Source organism: Cytobacillus sp. S13-E01, assembly GCF_029193815.1.
Lineage (GTDB): Bacteria > Bacillota > Bacilli > Bacillales > Bacillaceae_L > Bacillus_BV.
Map to the genome: position 1 here is coordinate 22,324 of NZ_JARFVC010000022.1, position 19,092 is coordinate 41,415.

The 19,092-nt window shown below is 30.1% G+C and carries 19 protein-coding genes; all 19 read right to left on the reverse strand.

What is annotated here, in order from left to right; translation table 11 throughout:
- Nucleotides 1-136 precede the first annotated feature (136 nt).
- Nucleotides 137-1,690 carry a lipopolysaccharide biosynthesis protein gene (locus tag PY093_RS13845; protein ID WP_275646448.1) on the reverse strand — a complete coding sequence of 518 codons (1,554 nt, stop codon included), beginning with the start codon at nt 1,688-1,690 and terminating at the stop codon, nt 137-139.
- Nucleotides 1,691-1,695: 5 nt separating this feature from the next.
- Nucleotides 1,696-2,883 carry a glycoside hydrolase family 88 protein gene (locus PY093_RS13850; protein ID WP_275646449.1) on the reverse strand — a complete coding sequence of 396 codons (1,188 nt, stop codon included), beginning with the start codon at nt 2,881-2,883 and terminating at the stop codon, nt 1,696-1,698.
- A 20-nt stretch (nt 2,884-2,903) separates the two neighbouring features.
- The gene (locus tag PY093_RS13855) at nt 2,904-4,085 is read right to left on the reverse strand and encodes a glycosyltransferase (protein ID WP_275646450.1); all 1,182 of its coding nucleotides are present in this window, start codon (nt 4,083-4,085) and stop codon (nt 2,904-2,906) included.
- A 13-nt stretch (nt 4,086-4,098) separates the two neighbouring features.
- Nucleotides 4,099-5,286: a glycosyltransferase gene (locus PY093_RS13860; RefSeq protein ID WP_275646451.1), complete on the reverse strand. Its 1,188-nt coding sequence runs from the start codon at nt 5,284-5,286 to the stop codon at nt 4,099-4,101.
- Nucleotides 5,255-6,442 (reverse strand): polysaccharide pyruvyl transferase family protein, encoded by a 1,188-nt coding sequence (locus PY093_RS13865; protein WP_275646452.1) that lies wholly within the window; start codon nt 6,440-6,442, stop codon nt 5,255-5,257. The genes PY093_RS13860 and PY093_RS13865 overlap by 32 nt, the downstream gene beginning before the upstream one ends.
- Nucleotides 6,443-7,489: a glycosyltransferase family 2 protein gene (locus PY093_RS13870; protein WP_275646453.1), complete on the reverse strand. Its 1,047-nt coding sequence runs from the start codon at nt 7,487-7,489 to the stop codon at nt 6,443-6,445.
- Nucleotides 7,490-7,529: 40 nt separating this feature from the next.
- Nucleotides 7,530-8,738 (reverse strand): glycosyltransferase, encoded by a 1,209-nt coding sequence (locus tag PY093_RS13875; RefSeq protein ID WP_275646454.1) that lies wholly within the window; start codon nt 8,736-8,738, stop codon nt 7,530-7,532.
- On the reverse strand, nt 8,735-9,367 hold the full coding sequence (locus PY093_RS13880) for an acyltransferase (protein ID WP_275646455.1): 633 nt from the start codon (nt 9,365-9,367) through the stop codon (nt 8,735-8,737). Before PY093_RS13880 ends, PY093_RS13875 begins: the two co-directional genes overlap by 4 nt.
- A 24-nt stretch (nt 9,368-9,391) precedes the next feature.
- Nucleotides 9,392-10,123, reverse strand: coding sequence for a glycosyltransferase family 32 protein (locus tag PY093_RS13885; RefSeq protein ID WP_275646456.1), 732 nt, complete (start codon nt 10,121-10,123; stop codon nt 9,392-9,394).
- A 34-nt stretch (nt 10,124-10,157) separates the two neighbouring features.
- Entirely contained in the window at nt 10,158-11,312 is a 1,155-nt protein-coding gene (locus tag PY093_RS13890) for a DegT/DnrJ/EryC1/StrS family aminotransferase (RefSeq protein WP_275646457.1), read from the reverse strand.
- A gap of 19 nt (nt 11,313-11,331) precedes the next feature.
- Complete coding sequence (locus tag PY093_RS13895; RefSeq protein ID WP_275646458.1) at nt 11,332-11,964, reverse strand: acetyltransferase; 633 nt, start codon at nt 11,962-11,964, stop codon at nt 11,332-11,334.
- 1 nt (nt 11,965) lies between these two features.
- Nucleotides 11,966-12,568, reverse strand: a complete 603-nt coding sequence (locus PY093_RS13900; RefSeq protein WP_275646459.1) for a sugar transferase — start codon at nt 12,566-12,568, stop codon at nt 11,966-11,968.
- 41 nt (nt 12,569-12,609) lie between these two features.
- A complete protein-coding gene (locus PY093_RS13905) occupies nt 12,610-12,762 on the reverse strand; it encodes a YwzD family small protein (RefSeq protein WP_275646460.1) in 153 nt (50 codons plus the stop codon).
- Nucleotides 12,763-12,771: 9 nt separating this feature from the next.
- Complete coding sequence (gene galE / locus PY093_RS13910; protein WP_275646461.1) at nt 12,772-13,863, reverse strand: UDP-glucose 4-epimerase GalE; 1,092 nt, start codon at nt 13,861-13,863, stop codon at nt 12,772-12,774.
- A gap of 53 nt (nt 13,864-13,916) precedes the next feature.
- On the reverse strand, nt 13,917-14,984 hold the full coding sequence (locus PY093_RS13915; protein WP_275646462.1) for an EpsG family protein: 1,068 nt from the start codon (nt 14,982-14,984) through the stop codon (nt 13,917-13,919).
- Between the two features lie 53 nt (nt 14,985-15,037).
- Nucleotides 15,038-15,937, reverse strand: coding sequence for a glycosyltransferase family 2 protein (locus tag PY093_RS13920; protein ID WP_275646463.1), 900 nt, complete (start codon nt 15,935-15,937; stop codon nt 15,038-15,040).
- A 20-nt stretch (nt 15,938-15,957) separates the two neighbouring features.
- Entirely contained in the window at nt 15,958-17,070 is a 1,113-nt protein-coding gene (locus tag PY093_RS13925; RefSeq protein ID WP_275646464.1) for a glycosyltransferase family 1 protein, read from the reverse strand.
- A gap of 72 nt (nt 17,071-17,142) precedes the next feature.
- The gene (locus tag PY093_RS13930) at nt 17,143-17,886 is read right to left on the reverse strand and encodes a glycosyltransferase family 32 protein (protein ID WP_275646465.1); all 744 of its coding nucleotides are present in this window, start codon (nt 17,884-17,886) and stop codon (nt 17,143-17,145) included.
- Nucleotides 17,887-17,913: 27 nt separating this feature from the next.
- A complete protein-coding gene (locus PY093_RS13935; RefSeq protein ID WP_275646466.1) occupies nt 17,914-19,092 on the reverse strand; it encodes a glycosyltransferase family 4 protein in 1,179 nt (392 codons plus the stop codon).

Genomic DNA, 19,092 nt, shown 5'->3' on the forward strand with positions numbered 1-19,092 from the left:
ATATTGTTTTACATATTGTTTTACATAGCAACAAGTAATTTATGTTTATGTTCTTTATAAAGAACAACATAGGATAAAAATATCATCTTTAGCTAAAGTTGTCAACTACTACATTTAATAAGTTTCTTTTAGGACATTAACTCATAGGGATTTTTTCTTTATAAAGTTTTAATTTCACTTGTAACATTTTAAGTAGATTTACAAAAACCCCAAATAAATATATAAACTCTTCTGTCTTATAGAATATAGCTAGATAAATTACATTAGGGATAACTAAGCAAATAAGTCCTGTAGCAAAAAGGGTAAAAATATTATCTATTACAATAAAGTCGCTTAGAAATTTTGTTGAATAATAGGTTCCAAATCCTACTACAAGGAAAAATAAGTATTGTTTAAAATAATTTATTACAGGTTTTTCAAATACTTTTTTATAAACTAAATACGGAGTAGTCCAAAATGGTACTGCTATCGCACTAATAAGAGTTCCAATAAATACACCTATTATACCAATATATTGAACTAAAATAATTGAGAAAGTAAGATTTAAAGCCGCCTGACATAAAGGTGCAAATCTATCCTCATGAAAGATTCCTGCTGTTGTTTTCACCGTAGTAATTGAATTTCTCATACCTCTTTCATAAAAAAGAATAACTAATACGATTAATACACTTTCACTCATTAGAAATTCTGAGCCAATCCATAAAATAATAAATGGTTCTAACATTATGGCTAATATTATTGAGAAAAATGAATATAACCAAAAGTTTAATAGCCAACTTACTTTATATATACTATAAACTTTTTCTTTAGTTTCATTCGCCACTAAATTTCCTACACTGTGATATAGATTATTAAATATTTGGTTAATAAAAGTTCTACAGATCTCAATCAACATAAGATAATTTGCATACAATCCTACTGCAGTAACACTAATAAATGATGATATAATAATATTATCTGTGCCAAAAACTAAGAATACTCCTATATTCTGTAATACAATAGCCTTTACATTTCTAATGATATTTTGTTTTGTATCATCATCTAACTTAGTCATAACTTTTTCTGTTAAAAATGGATACAATTTATTTACTATAAATGCCAAAATAATACTTGTGGTTAACGTTATAAAACTTTCTACTACTAAGTATAGAATGAAATTTTGTGTATAATACAAAATTCCAATTTTAAGGGCAGTAGAAATAATGGATGAAACAGAATATACACCAGTTACTATATAACCCTTTTGGCAAACATTTAAAAAAGAATTCTTATGCAAATATAAATATGGTACAACTGTATTCAACAAAAATATTAAATAGATTAAATTAATACTTTCAATACTTGAATTTTTGATAAAGTATTCTAGGAAAGGCATGATAGATAATCCAAAAAATAATACAATTAAAGCAATTACCAGATAAGCATTTCTATACAGCCTCATTAGTTGATTAATTTTTCCGTGATCGTTTTCAGCGACTGGTTTATAAAGACTGTACATAATACTGGATCCTATACCAGCTTCTGCCAATGCTAACATAGCTAATATACTTGTAAACAGACCGCTAATCCCTAAATATTCTACTCCCAAATAGGTTATAAAAACAGTTCTTGAAACAAAACTTAATGAGGTAATAATAATTTGATTTCCTATTCCCGCAGCTATATTTTTAATAGAATTTTTGACTCTCATTACATTTACACAACCTTTGAGTTGGTGTAAGCGTTAATTAACCTTATACAGAATCCCTGGGTGAAAGGAAGAATATTAAACAACATAGAATATACCCCTATATCTTTAGTATCTCCTTGAGAAAAATCTACAGCACCGTTTCTTCTTGTAACCTTCATTAAGTACTCGATAGCTTTATTTGTACTGTCGATACATTCATTTGAAATATCCTCAATTTTAGAAGCATTTAACATAAACCACCCTAATGTAGCTGTAGTTGAAGAATCTGGTCTTGATTCACGTCTAGTGACAGTCCAATTCCAACTTCCATTTCTTTGTTGGAAACTCATAGCAGCTCTAGCGAACCTTTTCACACTATCTTCCAGAATATACTTATTTTTATTATTTGATGGTAATTCGTTCCATGTATCTATGAGACCGATAGCAAACCAACCGAGACCTCTCCCCCAACCGTATAATCCAAGAGGTACTTTGTGTTCTATCTCGTAAGCATGACTGGGTATGTAGTGTTTATCTATCATACCATATTTTTCAAATTCTTTAATTTGTTTAACTGCAAGTTCTATACATTCATCCTTGTTGAATTTTTTTCCATATAAAACTAAAAATGGACATATAAAACCTACGGTATCCACATATCTGTAGCTTTCCATAGATTTTCTATATCCAACTGTTCCATCGATACCTATATGTTCTTTTATCAATTCCCAGGTGTAATTAAGTGCCTCCTTATATTTATCTTGATCGATAAAGTCCAATTTCATTAATGCAAAAGCTAATATTGCTCCATCAACATTGTTAGGCTTTTCCTTCCATTGACCATTCTCATTGAATTTTATATTAATATATTTTATTATTTCTTTCTTAACTTCATTGTCATCTTTATATTTGAGAAATTCTGATAGTCCTAAAATTAGGGAAGCCTCTTGCCAATGTTGTATTGTACTACTCGAATAATTTCCTTTTAATATATCTAGGACTACTAATCTTGTATTATCTGTTACCTTTATCATTGGAGTATTATTTAACCAATTTACTCCTTTGTTAGTTACTGATTTACTCCAAATATCTATATCAGTATACCTTCCAATATAAACTCTACTTATCCATGCTCTTAATATTGGAACAATATCAAACAAGATTATCGTTCCTACTATAGTAATCAACCCTATAATGAATGCTTTCAAAACCATTTACTTACCTACTTTCACAACTAATTACACAAATTATATAATTTTTGTACCTCTGACTCATTATCTAAATCTTCTCTTGATAAATTATCTATAAGTCTAAATCTTAATTTTTCATTTTCTATTAGTCTTCTTATCCCTTCAAATACTGCCTTAGAATCCTGATTTACAATTAAACCATTTACACCATTTTCAATTTGATCATAAATAACATTGAAGTTAGTTGAAACAATGGGTTTCTTTAATATTTTTGCCTCAGTGATAGTCAAACATCGTCCCTCAAATAAAGAAGTTTGAACATATATGTCACATTGTCTTATATATGGATATGGGTTATCTCTTAGGCCTATTAAAATAAAAATATCTTCTAAATTTTTTGTCTTAATTTGTTGCTCTAATTTTTTTCTTTCTTCCCCTTCTCCAACAACATACCACCTAATATTAAATCCATTTCTTATTAACAAATCACAAGCTTCAACTGCTATTTCGAAACCTTTTTGATAGTTAAGTCTTCCTACTGATGTAATTGTAATTCCGTTATTCTTAATATCTGATTGCTCCATTGACATTTTATTAATAATTTTTGGAGATACTATATTGTGCATAAGTTTTATTTTTTCACTGTACATCGGAAATCTATTTTTTAGAATATGGAGACATTCTTCAGAAACTGTAACTAAATTATCTAGTTTTCTAAAATATTTAACATCGATATTATAATCCATTCCTAATTTGTCATAATCGTTATGGATAAAACCTATTTTCTTTTTAGCTTCTACCTTATCTATACAAAAATAAACTGGATTCTTTTCTAAATACCCAATAGCAACATCATATTTTTTATCAATTTTATTTATTGATCTAGATATATACTTCCAAACTCTTTGCTCACTTCTAGATTTATTTTTTTCTGTTTTAAAAATAAATCCCGCACACACTCGTGATAAGGCAACCTTAATTTTGCCTTTCTTAATACAATCTATGACGGATCTTTTTATAGACATATCAAAATTTTTATACTCACTAGGCTCTTCTAATAAATTAACTTGATTAGGTATCTTATTAAAAAAAATCCCCTCATGTTTAAATAAAAATAAATCAACGTTATATTCTGAATAATCTAAGACCTCTAATAGAGAAATTAGTGCTTTTTCACCACCACCACAGTTTAAATTATTAATTACAAATAGAATATCCTTTTTCATGTATAACCACCTACTAAAAGATTTCATACAGCTTTTTTACTTCTTCTTCAGTCCCTAAATCTTGTAAAGATAAATTATTTATTATATCTTTAGTTAGAGTTATATTTATAATTAATCTCTCAATACCATTTGATATCTCTTCTTCATTTATATCTACAACTACTCCATCAGTTCCATCTATAATTTGATCTTTCGCTGTATTAAAGTTGGTAACAATTATTGGTTTAAGAAGTATTTTCGCCTCATCAATAGCTATAGATTTCCCTTCATATCTAGATGGTTGAACATATATATCTGCCATCCTAATATATGGATATGGATTTTCTTTAATTCCCAATAATTTAAAATTATTTTTCAAATCTTTTTTTTCTATTAAACGTTCTAAATTTCTTCTCTCATTCCCCTCTCCTATTATATACCATCTTACTTTATAACCTTTCCTTAGTAGTATTTCACAAGATTTAACAGCTAAATCTATACCTTTTTCATGACTAAGTCTAGAAACTGTGACTATGTTCGTGTATTCTTCATCAGTTAACGCTTCATGTATACTATGATTTGAGAGTTCCTTAATTAGTCTAGGTGATACAATGTTATATATTACTCTAACTTTTTTACTTAGGTCTTGAAAGGTCTCTTTTATAGATTCAGCACATTCTTTTGAAACTGTTACAATATGGTCTAATTGTTTTAGATATGGAGCATCGAAATTACTATCCAAACCCGAATTAGTGTAATTGGTATGGATCCAACCAATTTTTTTTTTAGAATTAACTTTATCTACAACAAAATAAATAGATGACTTTTCAAGATACCCAATTGCAATATCATACTTTTTTTCTAACAACCCAATTGATTTACTAAGATATCTCCATGTATACTGCTCAGCATTAGAATTATCCTTTATAGTCCTGTTCTTAATAGCGAACATTAGTCTGTAATATGCTAAATTAAATTTTCCATTTTTAAAGTATTCCTTTAATGATTTATTAAATCCCATTGTAAATGTTTTATAATTCATGGGTAATTCAAGTATGTTAACTTCTCTTGGTATTGAGTTAAGAAATGTTCCGGTTTTACTAAATAGAAACAGATCAACATTATATAAATCATAATCTATTTGATATAATAGATTTATTAAACTTTTTTCTCCTCCACCAGCAGCTAAACTAGGCATAACAAATAGAAGATTCTTCTTCATAACATACCTCTTTTAAATGATCTACTGCTTTGTACGACATTTCTTTAACTTTTGGTATGGTTTGACGTAATTTCTGTTTTAGTGCGTCTTCATCTTGTACCATTTCATCAAAGGCATTTTTTAACTTTTGGATATTAGACAACTCTTCAATACCTAAGACTAATTTTTCTTCTCCAAATATATCTTTTGATATTCCTTTTGATTTTACACTATAGCCTAAAACTAAAGTAGGAACAATACTAGAATAAGCAGCTATAGTAGCGTGAGTTCTAGCTCCTATAAAAAACTTCATTCTCGAAATATATCCCTTATATTGTGTTGCGTTTAAATTGTTTGGTAGTATGATTACTCTACCAGTTTGCTTAAAGTCCTCATAGTATTTGAATAAAATTTCATAGTCATTATTACCTTCATATATCACATGGGGAGTTAGAGCTATTGTCATATTAGTAGAATATAATATATGTTTGATAAGTTCTCCAACGGAATTTTGTGAATCCTTATTTCGTTTCCAAACTAGAGGGCTAAAATTTAGTCCAATAGTATTCTGATCTTCCCATCCTTCTGGTAATTTCAATTCTTCTTTTTCCATCGTAAATGCAGGGTCTGCGCATAATTTAACATTATTATATCCTCTATTTTTTAGCATATTATATGTAAGAGTCTCTCGAGCTAAGATTAAATCAAATAATTTTAAATCTTCCAGCTTTCTTTTTGAGATATCTTCCTCACCAATAGAACATCCCCACAAGACTAATTTCTTTTCCTGTGCCTTTACCCTTTTATTTATCTCATACCAACCTGGTTGCTCTCCATAACAATAGTTATCTCCACCTATTGATAAATATACATCCATATCTTTTATATGCTTTATTATATTGTTTTCTATTTTCCCTAATGCATATGACTCATCTTTAAAAAGCTTATATTTAAGTGAAGAAACTAACCAATCATATGAATACTTGTTTATATTGCATTGTGAACCGTCAAAGATTCCATCTAGGTTTCTTATGATTTTATCTGTTTCTGGTTTTTCAGAAGCTAAAAATACTTTTGATCCTTGTATTTTTTCTTTAATAATTTTGGTGGAAGAGCGGACAATAGCCTCACATCCTCTATTAAGACTCCCACCATGAGCAAACATCATAATATTCAATTATATCCCCCCAAAACTTTTATTTCTAAATCTAATGTAAGTAGTTGCTAAAAATAAACCTACTACAGATTTTCTTTTTATCATAGTCAATACAAATTTTTGGTACCTACTCAAACTCATATGATTTTCACTATTATAGTAAAGTAATGCCTCTCTTACATGTTTATTATTAACCATATAATTGACATATTGAAACCTGTAATTAAAGCTTACTATCTTTGATGGTTTAAAATAAATATAAATATAAGAAACAACACTATTAATAAGCCTTATCGATTTTAATTGTTGAATTACAACCTTATCATATTTTTCTTTATATACTTGTAGTAAGTTTAATTTGTACACTTCTAAAGCTCTACTGAAATAATCATTTTTTGATATATCTCTTGTTGCACTACCTGCTACTTCTCGGTAATGATATCCAGTATAATCTATGTATTTTATTATGGTTGCTCTACTAAAAATGTGAATATTAAATATTCCATCTTCACCTAATGGTACTTTTTCAGGAAAAAAAGCCTTATTTTCTCTTATTACCTGAAGTTTATAGATTTTATTACAGGCTGTGTTTAAATTATCTGACTTAATAAAGTAAAGTAATACCTCATCCTCTATATAGTTTTTATTAAGAGGAGTCTCTGTTTCAAATGGGTATTTTGTTATTACTCTATGTCCTTCAATCTCACTTACAAAATTAGATATAACTAGATCACAATCACTTTCTATTCCCGCTACATATAATCTTTCATACATGTCCTTTTCTATATAATCATCAGCATCGACAAACCCTATAAAATCACCAACTGCCAATTCTATACCCTTATTTCTAGCGACACTAACTCCTTTATTGTACTGATTAAAGAGTTTGATGCGACTATCGAACACTTTATAACTTTCAATAATTTTCCGACTGGTATCAGTAGAACCATCATTTATAAATATAAATTCGCACTCTTTAAGAGTTTGATCTAAAAGCGATTCTATACATTGAGCGATATATTTTTCGGCATTGTAAACCGGTATTACTACACTTACTTTTACACGCACTTCACACTCACTCCTGATTATTATAGGTTCTTAAATAAATTTAAGAACCTATAATTTTATACAACTTATTTAATTCATTAATATTACTATAATCCTTCTCTTTTACATTTTTTATCAGAGAATTTCTTAGCTCATGATTTTTAAATAGTCTCTCTACTCCATCAACTAGCCCACTTACACTTAAATCACATATTATCCCTTCTATCCCATCTTCTATTTGACTAGCAGATGTTGGGTATTTGGTAGTTAAAATGGGTTTTCCAACTATTTTTGCTTCTGTGACTGTTACAGCTTTTCCTTCATATCTTGATGGTTGAACATACAGATCACATGCTTTCATATAAGGATATGGATTATTCTTTTTACCTAATAATATAAAATGGTCTTTTAAATCATATTGTTTTATTAAATCTTTTAGTGCAGTTTCCTCAGTTCCATATCCAATTACATACCAATTTATATTAGTAAGGCCCCTATTATGAAGTTCCTTAAGAGCTTTTATAGCAAGATCATATCCTTTGGCATGACTTAATCTTCCAACAGATAAAATATTAAAAGTATTACTATTACAATTCCATTCATTATTTGCTTCACTTTGCACGATCATTCTTTTTATATAGTTAGGTGAGTTTATGTTTTCTATTAATTTAACTTTTGATTTTAATAATGGATAAATATTTACAAATGACTTTGAACATTCTTCGGATATTGATGCTATACAATCAAACCTGCTCCAAATCTCAAAATCTATCTTGTTATCAATTTCAAGTTTCGAATAATCTGTATGGATCCATGCCATTTTTTTCTTTGCACGAACTTTTTTTGCTATAATGTCATGTGGCCAAGCATAGCTTATCGCTAGATCATATATCTTTTCAATTTTTGGAAGAAAAATAGTAGAATACTTCAAAGCAAGTTGCATCTGTATATATGCTGAGCCTTCTTCAAAATTACTATTTCTAGCTTTTATATTTGCCATGAATTTCCCTAGTATTCTTGCAACTGAAGTTGAATAATGTCCTTCTCTCAAACATTGAACAATGGATCTTCTATATACTGAATATTGATCTATCTGCGGCAAAATATTCACTGTTTCAGGGATAAAATCCATTAGTTCTCCGGTATGATTAAAAATCAATAAATCAACATTATAGTTATCATAATTAAAACTTTCCAACATGTTGATTAAACTTCTTTCAATACCACCAATTTCCATGTTATAAACAGAGATTAAAATGTCTTTTTTCATAAAATTCCTCTCAACTTGCCAGTACTATTAAAATTAACAAAATGACTCTCTCGTTTATTTAAAAATAATGTGTTTGAAGGCACATTCCCCTTAACAACACTACCAGCAGCAATTACAGCATTATCACCAATTATTGAATCCCGTAATATCACTACATTAGATCCAATCCAAACATTTGCCCCTATTTTGACTTCACCTTTAATCAAATGTTGATCATCTACTTTTTTATAGTTATGGTCGTGGTCGTTAATACTTACATTAGGAGCTATTTTTGTATTTCTTCCAATAGAGATCTTATTAATACAGTTAATATTGCAATTGTCATTAATAAAAACATTATCTCCTATATTTAATACACCATTAAAATCCAATCTAATGCTTGCATTTTTCCTAATGAAAACAAACTTTCCAATGTTAACTCTTGAATTTTTATTAAAAATTTCTATTCTACTATTTGTTTGAAGTGAGAATATGGAAGCTTTTAAATTCCTAAAATATAAAAACTTATAAAATAATCCCCTCAAAACTCCCATTAGGTGAGAAACATTCATTAAAATAGTGAAATAAATGCCTCTATTTTTAGACTCTGTAATCAATGTTTTACCTATTTTTTTTAGTATTTTAAACATTTCATTTCTCCTAAAAACTACTATTTAAAATATTCTCCTAAGCTTTGCGATATTATCTCCACCAATTATTTTTGATAATGTCTGTTTAATTTGACTTTTATATCTAGCTTTTGGTGGTAACCAGCTTTTATAAAAATGGTGCATTGCTACAGTATTTATAGTTATGAATTTCCGACAATTTATATAGTCAAATGGGGAAAAAAATGTTTGAGGGTAAAATGCCCCTAACCCCTCTATTTCTTGGAATTCTCCATTCGTTTTTAGACCTTTCTCTTTTAAAATTTCAGTTATAATTGCTACATTTGTTAATTCATCATGAGCTCCGTCTTTTTTAACGAAATTTTTGTTTTTATATGAATCTAAAAATACTTTAATAAGTTTACTTCCTTTAGCAGCACCAATAGTGCTTGTTGCAATATAATTCTCTTGTTCAAACCCCCAAAATGAATCATGGTGTAAAAATTCATCAAAAGGTTTAAAAACTTCAACATCTGTATCTAAGTAAATACCACCAAAGTTGAACAAAGCGTAAACTCTTACATAATCACTAACAAATGCAAATTTTTTTGCTTGGTATGCCTGTTTTACAAATGGGACTCTATTAATATCAAAATTATCTTCATTCCATTCAATTATTTCATACTCAGATAAATGTCTTTTCCAACTCTCAATACAATGCTTAACTATGTCCGGCTTTTCTTTACCCCCAAACCAGCAATAATGTATTTTTTTGGGTATTTTTTTAAATGTCTCCAATTTTCCACCTCACTTTAAAACATGTATTTTCAAATTATCTCACCTTTTGTTTTATTGTATTAGCTAAACTTCTAATTACCCTTTGTTGATTAACTTCTGTCAAATTAGAACCAGAAGGAAGACAAAGTCCTGTCACAAATAATTGTTCAGAAACATTCTCATCTTCACTATGAGGATAGTATTTTGCTTTTTCGAACAATGGTTGCATATGAAGGGGTTTCCAAACAGGTCTTGCTTCTATGTTTTCTTCAGTTAATGTTTCTAGTAAAGTTTTAACTGAAACACCAACTTCATTTTCGTTAACAGTTAATGCCGTTAGCCAACGGTTAGAAAAGGTATTTTCCAATTCAGGCATAAACTCGATACCCTGAATATGAGCTAGTTCTTCTGAATACCTATTAAAAATTATTCTTCTTGCTCTTATTCTTTCATTTAAAATCTCCAGTTGTGCCCTTCCTATTCCGGCTAAAATGTTGCTCATTCTATAATTGAATCCTAGCAAACTATGCTGATAATGAGGAGCAGGATCTCTTGCTTGGGTTGCTAGAAACCGTGCTTTTTTCACTGCCTCGGTATCATCTGAAACAAGCATGCCACCACCAGAAGTTGTTATAATTTTATTGCCATTAAAAGAATAAATACCAAACTTTCCGAAGGTTCCACTCTGTTTACTTTTATATGTGGAACCAAGTGATTCAGCAGCGTCTTCAATTATTGGAACATTATACTTATTACAAATCTCAACTATTTCATCCATCTTTGCACTTTGACCATAAAGGTTAACTACAATAATAGCTTTTGGCATTTTTCCATCATAAAAAGCATAAGTAAGTGCTCTTTCAAGCGCTTCTGGGGACATGTTCCAAGTGTCAGGCTCTGAATCGATAAAAACTGGCTCTGCTCCTTGGTAAACGATTGGGTTTGCACTAGCTACAAAAGTTAGACTTGAGCAAAAAACAGTATCACCTTTTTTTACATCTAATAACGAAAGAGCCAAATGAATAGCTGCAGTTCCTGAACTCACCGCTACAGCTTCATTGACCCCTACATAAGATGCTATGTCTTTTTCAAATTCATCAACATTTGGACCTAGAGGTGCTATCCAATTACTTTCAAACGCTTCTTTTATATAATGTAGTTCTTTCCCACTCATATGAGGCGGGGATAAATAAATTCTAGGTTTACTCATTATAACCACCTTATCTGCATTAAAATTGCCTACTATAATCAATGAATCTTGTCGGACTACCAACAGCCTTTGTACTAGGAGGTATATTTTTAATAACAGTTGATCCAGCACCTATCACTGACCATTCACCTATCTCTATTCCAGGAATAATTGTTGCAGAAGCACCTATATGCACACCCTCCAATATTCTTACATTGCCTGTTAAGGTTGCATTCGGTGAAACATGTGAATAATCACCAATGGCGTTATCATGTTCAATTATCGCACCAGTATTGATAATACATTGGTCGCCAATTGTTGTATCTGAATTAATAACAGCATTTGGCATAATGACTGTTCCATACCCTATTACTGCCGAAGTACTAATAACAGCTGATGGATGAATTAAAGTTAAATAACTTTCCATATTCAGGTTCATTTTTTGTACAATAGATTGTCTTATAACATTTGACCCAATTGCAACAACGACTTTAGTCCCCTTTTCTAGTAGTCTTTCTAAGAAGGAAATAGGGGCATAAACTTTTCCGTTTATAATCATTTCACCATCATATTTATCATCTAAAATAGCAAGTAACTCTAATTCATTAATAGATCTTATGATATCTTGAATAACTTTACTATGGCCGCCATTACCAATTAAGACTACTTTCATACTAATAATTCACTTCTTTACTTCCATGAAATTTTTCCACTGTAACATGACCATTTTGATTAATCCCCTCTTTTTTAATTACTTTTTTTATGGTTAAAATTAATATTTTTAGGTCAAGGAAGAGGTTTTGATTTTTAACATACCAAGTGTCTAACTCGAATTTTTCTTCCCAAGTTAAATTATTCCTTCCATTTACCTGTGCCCATCCCGTAATTCCTGGTTTTACAAGGTGACGTGAGGCCTGTGCTTTTGTATATAAAGGTAGATAATCCATTAATAAAGGTCTTGGACCTACTAAGCTCATATCACCTTTAAGTACATTGATGAGTTGGGGAAATTCATCTAAACTATATTTCCTAATAAACATACCAATATTGGTTAATCTCAATTCGTCTGATAGCATCTCACCTTTTTCATTCTTTAAATCTATCATTGTACGAAACTTATATAGGTAAAATGGTTTTCCATTTAATCCAGGACGCTTCTGCTTAAAAATAACTGGAGATCCCATCTTTATTCTTAATAATAATCCGATACAACAGATAATAAATGAGCATAATAATAATATGGTTATTGATATTAAAATATCTAGAGATCGTTTCATAAGTTTTTCCCTTCTATTATGATGAAGAGTATGGACTGTTATTAATTATTTGAAGAACATATAAGTAGTATATTTTTCTTAATCTCATTAACAACATCAATAACTTCTACTTCTTTTGACTCTAGCTCTTTTTGATAGAATTTTAATAAAAGATCTTGAAAATTCTCTTGAGTGAGCTTTTCAGATATATTCATCCAAATCCCTCATTCAGCTTTAGACATAACAAAACCCGCTGTCTCAGCAGACAAACGGGAATCAGAAGTTGTGAATATTATTTTATTATTTTCTATATATCCATTAGGATTATTTATCTGCCAACGCCATGTATCTTCACACATCTCTTCGATAGTTTTTGTAGCTATCCAACCAAGGTCTTCTCTTGCTTTTGACGGGTTAGCAAAACATTTGTCAACATCACCAGGCCGAGGTTCAACTATAGAATATGGAATATTTCTACCAGAAGCCTTTTCGAATTCTTTAATCATTTCTAGTACACTATAACCAGTCCCAGTCCCGAGATTATAGGCATTTATACCTGTAGAATTACTCACATTTTCTAATGCTTTTAAGTGACCTCTCGCCAAGTCAACAACATGTATATAATCTCTTACTCCAGTACCATCTTTGGTTGGGAAATCATTACCGAATACTTTTAACTTATCTAATTTACCAACTGCAACTTGTGAAATATATGGCAATAAGTTATTAGGTATACCATTTGGATCTTCTCCAATTAGGCCACTTTCATGTGCTCCAATAGGGTTGAAATACCTTAAGAGAGAAATACTCCATGAATGATCAGAATTATATAAATCCTTTAAGATCTCCTCTATCATTTGCTTCGTTCTTCCATATGGATTTGTTGCACCTAAAAGTGAACTTTCTAAAATTGGCACTTCTTTTGGATTACCATATACTGTTGCTGATGAACTAAATACTAAATTTTTGACATTGTGCTTATTCATAACTTCACACAAATTTAGTGTACCAATAACATTATTATAATAATACCTGAGTGGTATTGAAACAGATTCTCCCACTGCCTTAAGACCAGCAAAGTGAATTACGGAATCTATTTTATTTTCTAAGAAAACTAAGTTTAATTGATCTTTGTTAAGTATATCTGTATTATAAACTTTAAAGAGTTTACCAGTAATATCAGTCACTCTCTTTAATGATTCTTTTTTACTATTAGAAAAGTTGTCTATAACAATAATTTCATATCCTTGATTTAGTAGTTCTACACAAGTGTGACTACCGATATATCCAGCTCCTCCAGTTACGAGTATTACCATTTTTTAACCCTCCTTTAATTTCAAACTTTAACAATCAGTACATTAAAACAATATTACAAATTAATAAATTTGCTTTTATAATCGATATTGAGGCTGACCACATGTTCATAATAAAAAAATACAAAGTAACATATTAAAATTGCATAGTAGATAAACTTTCGATCCTTTTTATTGAATAATTTTATTACCCAAGATAATAATAGAACTTGATACAATCCAAAATAGATTGTAAATCTTGCAAAAATCCAATTTTGAGTCGCAACAAGCATTACTATTGTATTAATTAAAGCCATATTTACTATACAATCATTCTGTGGATAAATTTCCTTAAGTTTATGCCTGCCAAAGTAGGCAATTATAATTGGTACAATAGATACTAGAGTCCTAAGAACATTCGCCCCCCCTTCATTAAAATTTTCGTAGTGACCATATCTTGTTTCTTCTAAAAGCGAAAAGAAAGTGTCAGTGAAAAACGTGAAAATCATAAGAAAAGGAATTGTCATTAAAATTAATACTAAAGTAGTTTTGGACCATGCCTTCCTCCTTACAATAAAATAAACCGGTATAAGAATTAGTGCAGATTTATGGAAAGTAGATGCAAAAATAACCACAATAAAATATTTTTTCCAATTCCCTGCAATTAAAAATTTCGTGGCTGTAAACAAAATAGCTGATGCGAGAAATTGCCTAATTCCATTCATCGATACTAAAAATAATCCTGATGTGATATAAACATATGTAGCAAGTTCAAAATACCTTGAATATTTATAAAATACATAAATTATAAGTAAATTAGTTATAAGTGCACTTACAAAGACCAAAACCTGTGGATCATCTGTTATATTTTTTATAAGCATTTGGTATATATAAAATCCAAACTCTCCACTAAAATCTACATCATTCCAATTAAATTTTGCAATGCGAAAGCCATGCATATAGGCCCCAGTATCTCCTATGTTTCCAGCTCGAAGTCCCGATACCAAGACTAATAATATCAGTACTAATAAAGTAAATATCTTATTTGGTCGCGGAATACTATCAATTAATGTAGTTTTAGAGAAATAACGAGCTAATAACGAAAATGAAAAGACTGCACACAGATTAATCCATAATATGGTCATTTCAACTACTTGTTCCTTCCACACTTCTTATTAAGTTATTGATTTATTATTTTTTATCTTTTAAGAACTGTTGTTTTATTTGTATTTTGAATATAAAGAAATAATACAATTCCTAATGGAATAGCTAAAAAGGTAGTAACTTTATAGGGAGATTCTATTAAAAATTTACTGTTCCTAATTATTAAGTTGCTAGAAACATAATGGACAGCATGTCTAAATCTATCCTTTAATGATAATGCGTAAATCATTGCTTCTTTTCTAAAGAATGAGAACCCCTTAGGATTTCGTTGATACTGTTTAATAATATTCATACTTGAACCATCTTCTAAGTAGTCAACGAAACACAGGATTTTATTCATTACTAATAATGGATAGTCTTGATCAATAAGAATATATTTATAACTTAGTGGAACATATTTTTCTCCTGTGAAAATGGGGTAAGGAGGGTAGTACCGGGTAAGTTCTGATCTATATACTAACTTTTTATCCCCTTTAACCTTATGTACTCCATATAAAGATGAGATTGTACATTCAGCTAGTCTTTCTGGTATTTTAGTACCAATAATATTGCCATTTCGGGTTGCATCTAATCCAACTATCCCTGCGTATTTATCACTTCCATACTTCTTCCAAAAACTGATGATGTTTTCTACAGCGTTATCAGGCATATAGTCGTCTGAGTCAATACAAACATTTAATTCTGTATAAATGAGTTTATATGCTGTGTTATGAGCCCCATGCATTCCTTGATTTTCTTGATAGTGATATTGAATTGAAATTACTCCTTCTATAATCCATTTTTCTACAAGATTTTTCGTATTATCTGATGATCCATCATCTATAATTAACCAAATAAAGTCATGACATGTCTGTCTTTTCAAACCCTCATAACATAAATGTAAAGTATACGCTCTATTATAAGTTGGTGTAAAAACAGTAAGGGTTGGTGTCATAATACACCTCCATTTATTGTCTAGGCATTAATACTATTATTTTCATAATATTCCGTAAGCCAATTTACCATTGTTCTTGTATCATATCCTCTTTCTCTTAATATTTCCGATGTATCCTGATGAACAGTTGTGGATGTAAGTACATTTTCTGCCCATATTTCAGGTCTCTCGTGTAGACTTGTAAATTTAAGTAGTCCAGTAATATTAGTTTCCTGTGTAATTGTGTCAGACACAATGCAATTTAAACCTGCTGCTTGTGCCTCAACCAAAACTACAGGTAGGCCCTCAAATAAAGAAGGAAACAAGAATACATCCATTCCCTGCATTATTTCAGCTATATCACTTCTTATCCCCAAAAACTTAACAGCTGATGATAGCCCCATATTTTCCACCTTTTTTTCCATATCAAGACGTAAATCACCATCTCCAACCATAATAAGCATTGAATTGGGATTTTTATTGTGTATTACCTTAAAAATATCAATTAAAAATGTATGATTTTTTTGTTTATTAAATCTGCCAACGTGACCTATTACTAATTTGTCATTAAGATCTAAATCTTCCCTAATTTTCATTCTTTTAACAATGTCATATTTAAATTCATTTGTATTAATTGCATTGTTTAGGATTACAATATCATTTTTCTCCTTAAACTTTTTACCATATAACCATTCACCCGCAACTTTAGAACATGCAAAATATTTATTGGGATTATCCCTCATAGAGTACCTTGCATATAAACGAAAAGGAAGCTTTATATCTATCCCTAAATCACTAATATGACTATGCACAATACGGCAAGGTACTCTAGCATTTTTCGCAGCTTTAAGTACAAAACTACTATTCTCGTTAATATGTGAATGAACTACTCTATAATAGGAATGGTCTAAAAAAAATTGTTTTAGCATTTTAAAATATGTACTATAATTACCAGGTCTTATTTGCGGCATGTTATAAATTTCCCCACCAAGCCTTGAGATTTCTTCGTCATAGTGCCCTTTTTCATTTCTGTGTACTAAAAAATCAAACTGTATTTTTGATCGATCTATTTGTCTATAATAATTCATTAACATGGTTTCTAATCCACCACGGTTCATAATTGTAACTACCTGAAGTACTCTTATTGGTTCCATATTTTTATCATTCCTTCTATTTCTAACGAATAGTTATGAAATAAGAATTTTTTAGTCTCACAATACACACTACTAAGGATGGACACCCTTTTTAATACTATTTACTAATTTTACGTAACGCTCTTTACCTAGCAATGGCACTAAAATTTTCAACCTAATTAATCTTATTAATTTAGTTCTATTTGATACCCATAGCAATGTATGATGGTGTATAGCAACAGAATTATCAGTTAGATATATTTTTCCTGAAACTAAACTTAAAGGATGAAAAAAATCAAATGGATAAATGTTAATATCAGAATCTAAAATCTGATATTCACCATTATTAGAAAAACTATAATTCTCCACTAAAATCTCCTCAATGAGTAATGTATTAGGATTCATATTATAGGTTCCATCTTCATTTTTAAAATTTAATTTACTATACTTACTTAATAATAAATTTATAAATTCATGATTTTTCTCTCCACCAATAAGGCAAGATGCTATTCCTCCATTTGGTTCTTCAAATCCCATAAACAAACTCTTGTCTAGAAAATGGTCAAGCCTTTTTGTAATTTCCACATCAACATCCAAATAAATTCCACCATGTTTTTTAAGTGCGTATAGGCGAACATAATCTGAAACAAAAGCATATTTCCTTGCCTCATATGCTTCACAAGTAAATCTATTAGTATTTACATTAAAGTTTGATTCATTCCATAGCATTATTTCATAATCAGGTAATTCCCTCTTCCATGTATCAATACAATATTTTACCTTTTCAGGTAATTCACCTTTACCAAACCAGCAATAATGTATAATTTTTGGTATCATATTAAACCTACCTTAGATTTATTAAACTCAAAAAATTCTGGGGACTCCCGATTTTTCATCCCTTGCTCCGAACTGTATTATAGAAATATAGATAATGTTTAATTCAGATAATACCTTTTTTGTTGAGTAACTTATATCAATTTTTTTCCTACCGTTTAAGCCAAGATATTTTTTAAGTTCACTATTATTAGCTAATAAAAACAGCTTTTCTGCCATTTCTTTTATATTATTCTCTGAAATAACCCAACCATTATTGTAATTTGCTATTAGCTCTCTATGCCCTCTATTTTTTGTAGCCACCACTGGTAACCCACAAGCCATAGCTTCCATAATATTCACTGGCAAACCTTCTCTCAAACTAGAAGCCACTGCAATATCACTCATCTTCAACAACATTTCAACATCATTTCGAAAACCTAAAAAGTCAACCATTCCACTAATACCTAGTTTTTCTGCTAACTCCTTACATTCACCAAGTAAAGCCCCTTCACCAGCTAATAAAAGCCTTGCACCTGGAACCTCATCCTTTATTTCAGCTAATGCTCTAATTAATAATTGCTGATTCTTATTTTTATTAAATTCGGCTGCATAGATCATTAGGAAGTCCTCTGGTTTATAACCATATGCTCGTCTGAGTACGTTCTTTCTCAACCCATCTACTGGCTTGAAAACATCTGTATTCACACCAACACCATGAACATGTTCAATTGTACCCGCTTTAAATCCATGACTCTTTGCAAGGTTAAAATCCTCTTCATTAATCGTAATCAAGCAGTCTGTATAGGAAGCAAGTACTCTTTCAATCGGATAGTATAATAGCCAATTTACTAACGGAGCTCCTTTGCAAAAGTGAAATCCATGAGCCGTATAAATGACTTTTGTTCCATTTCTTCTTGCTTCTCTTGCAGCAAGCCTAGTGAGTACACCACCCATAGGAGTATGGCAATGAATAATTTGGTATGTGTTATTATCAATGATTTCTTTCAACTGTTTATAGGCTTCAATATTCTTCAGTTTAAAGGGCGAACGCTGAATCGGTATATTGTACTTTTCATCAACAAAAGGAAGTTCTAGCTCGCCAAATGCAGCGATATGAACTTCCCAGCCTTGTTCTTTAAACCATTTAAGATATGGTATATGGAAGACCTTAAAATGATAGTCGACTGTTGCACAAAATAAAACTCGTTTTGGCAGTTGTTTTTCCAT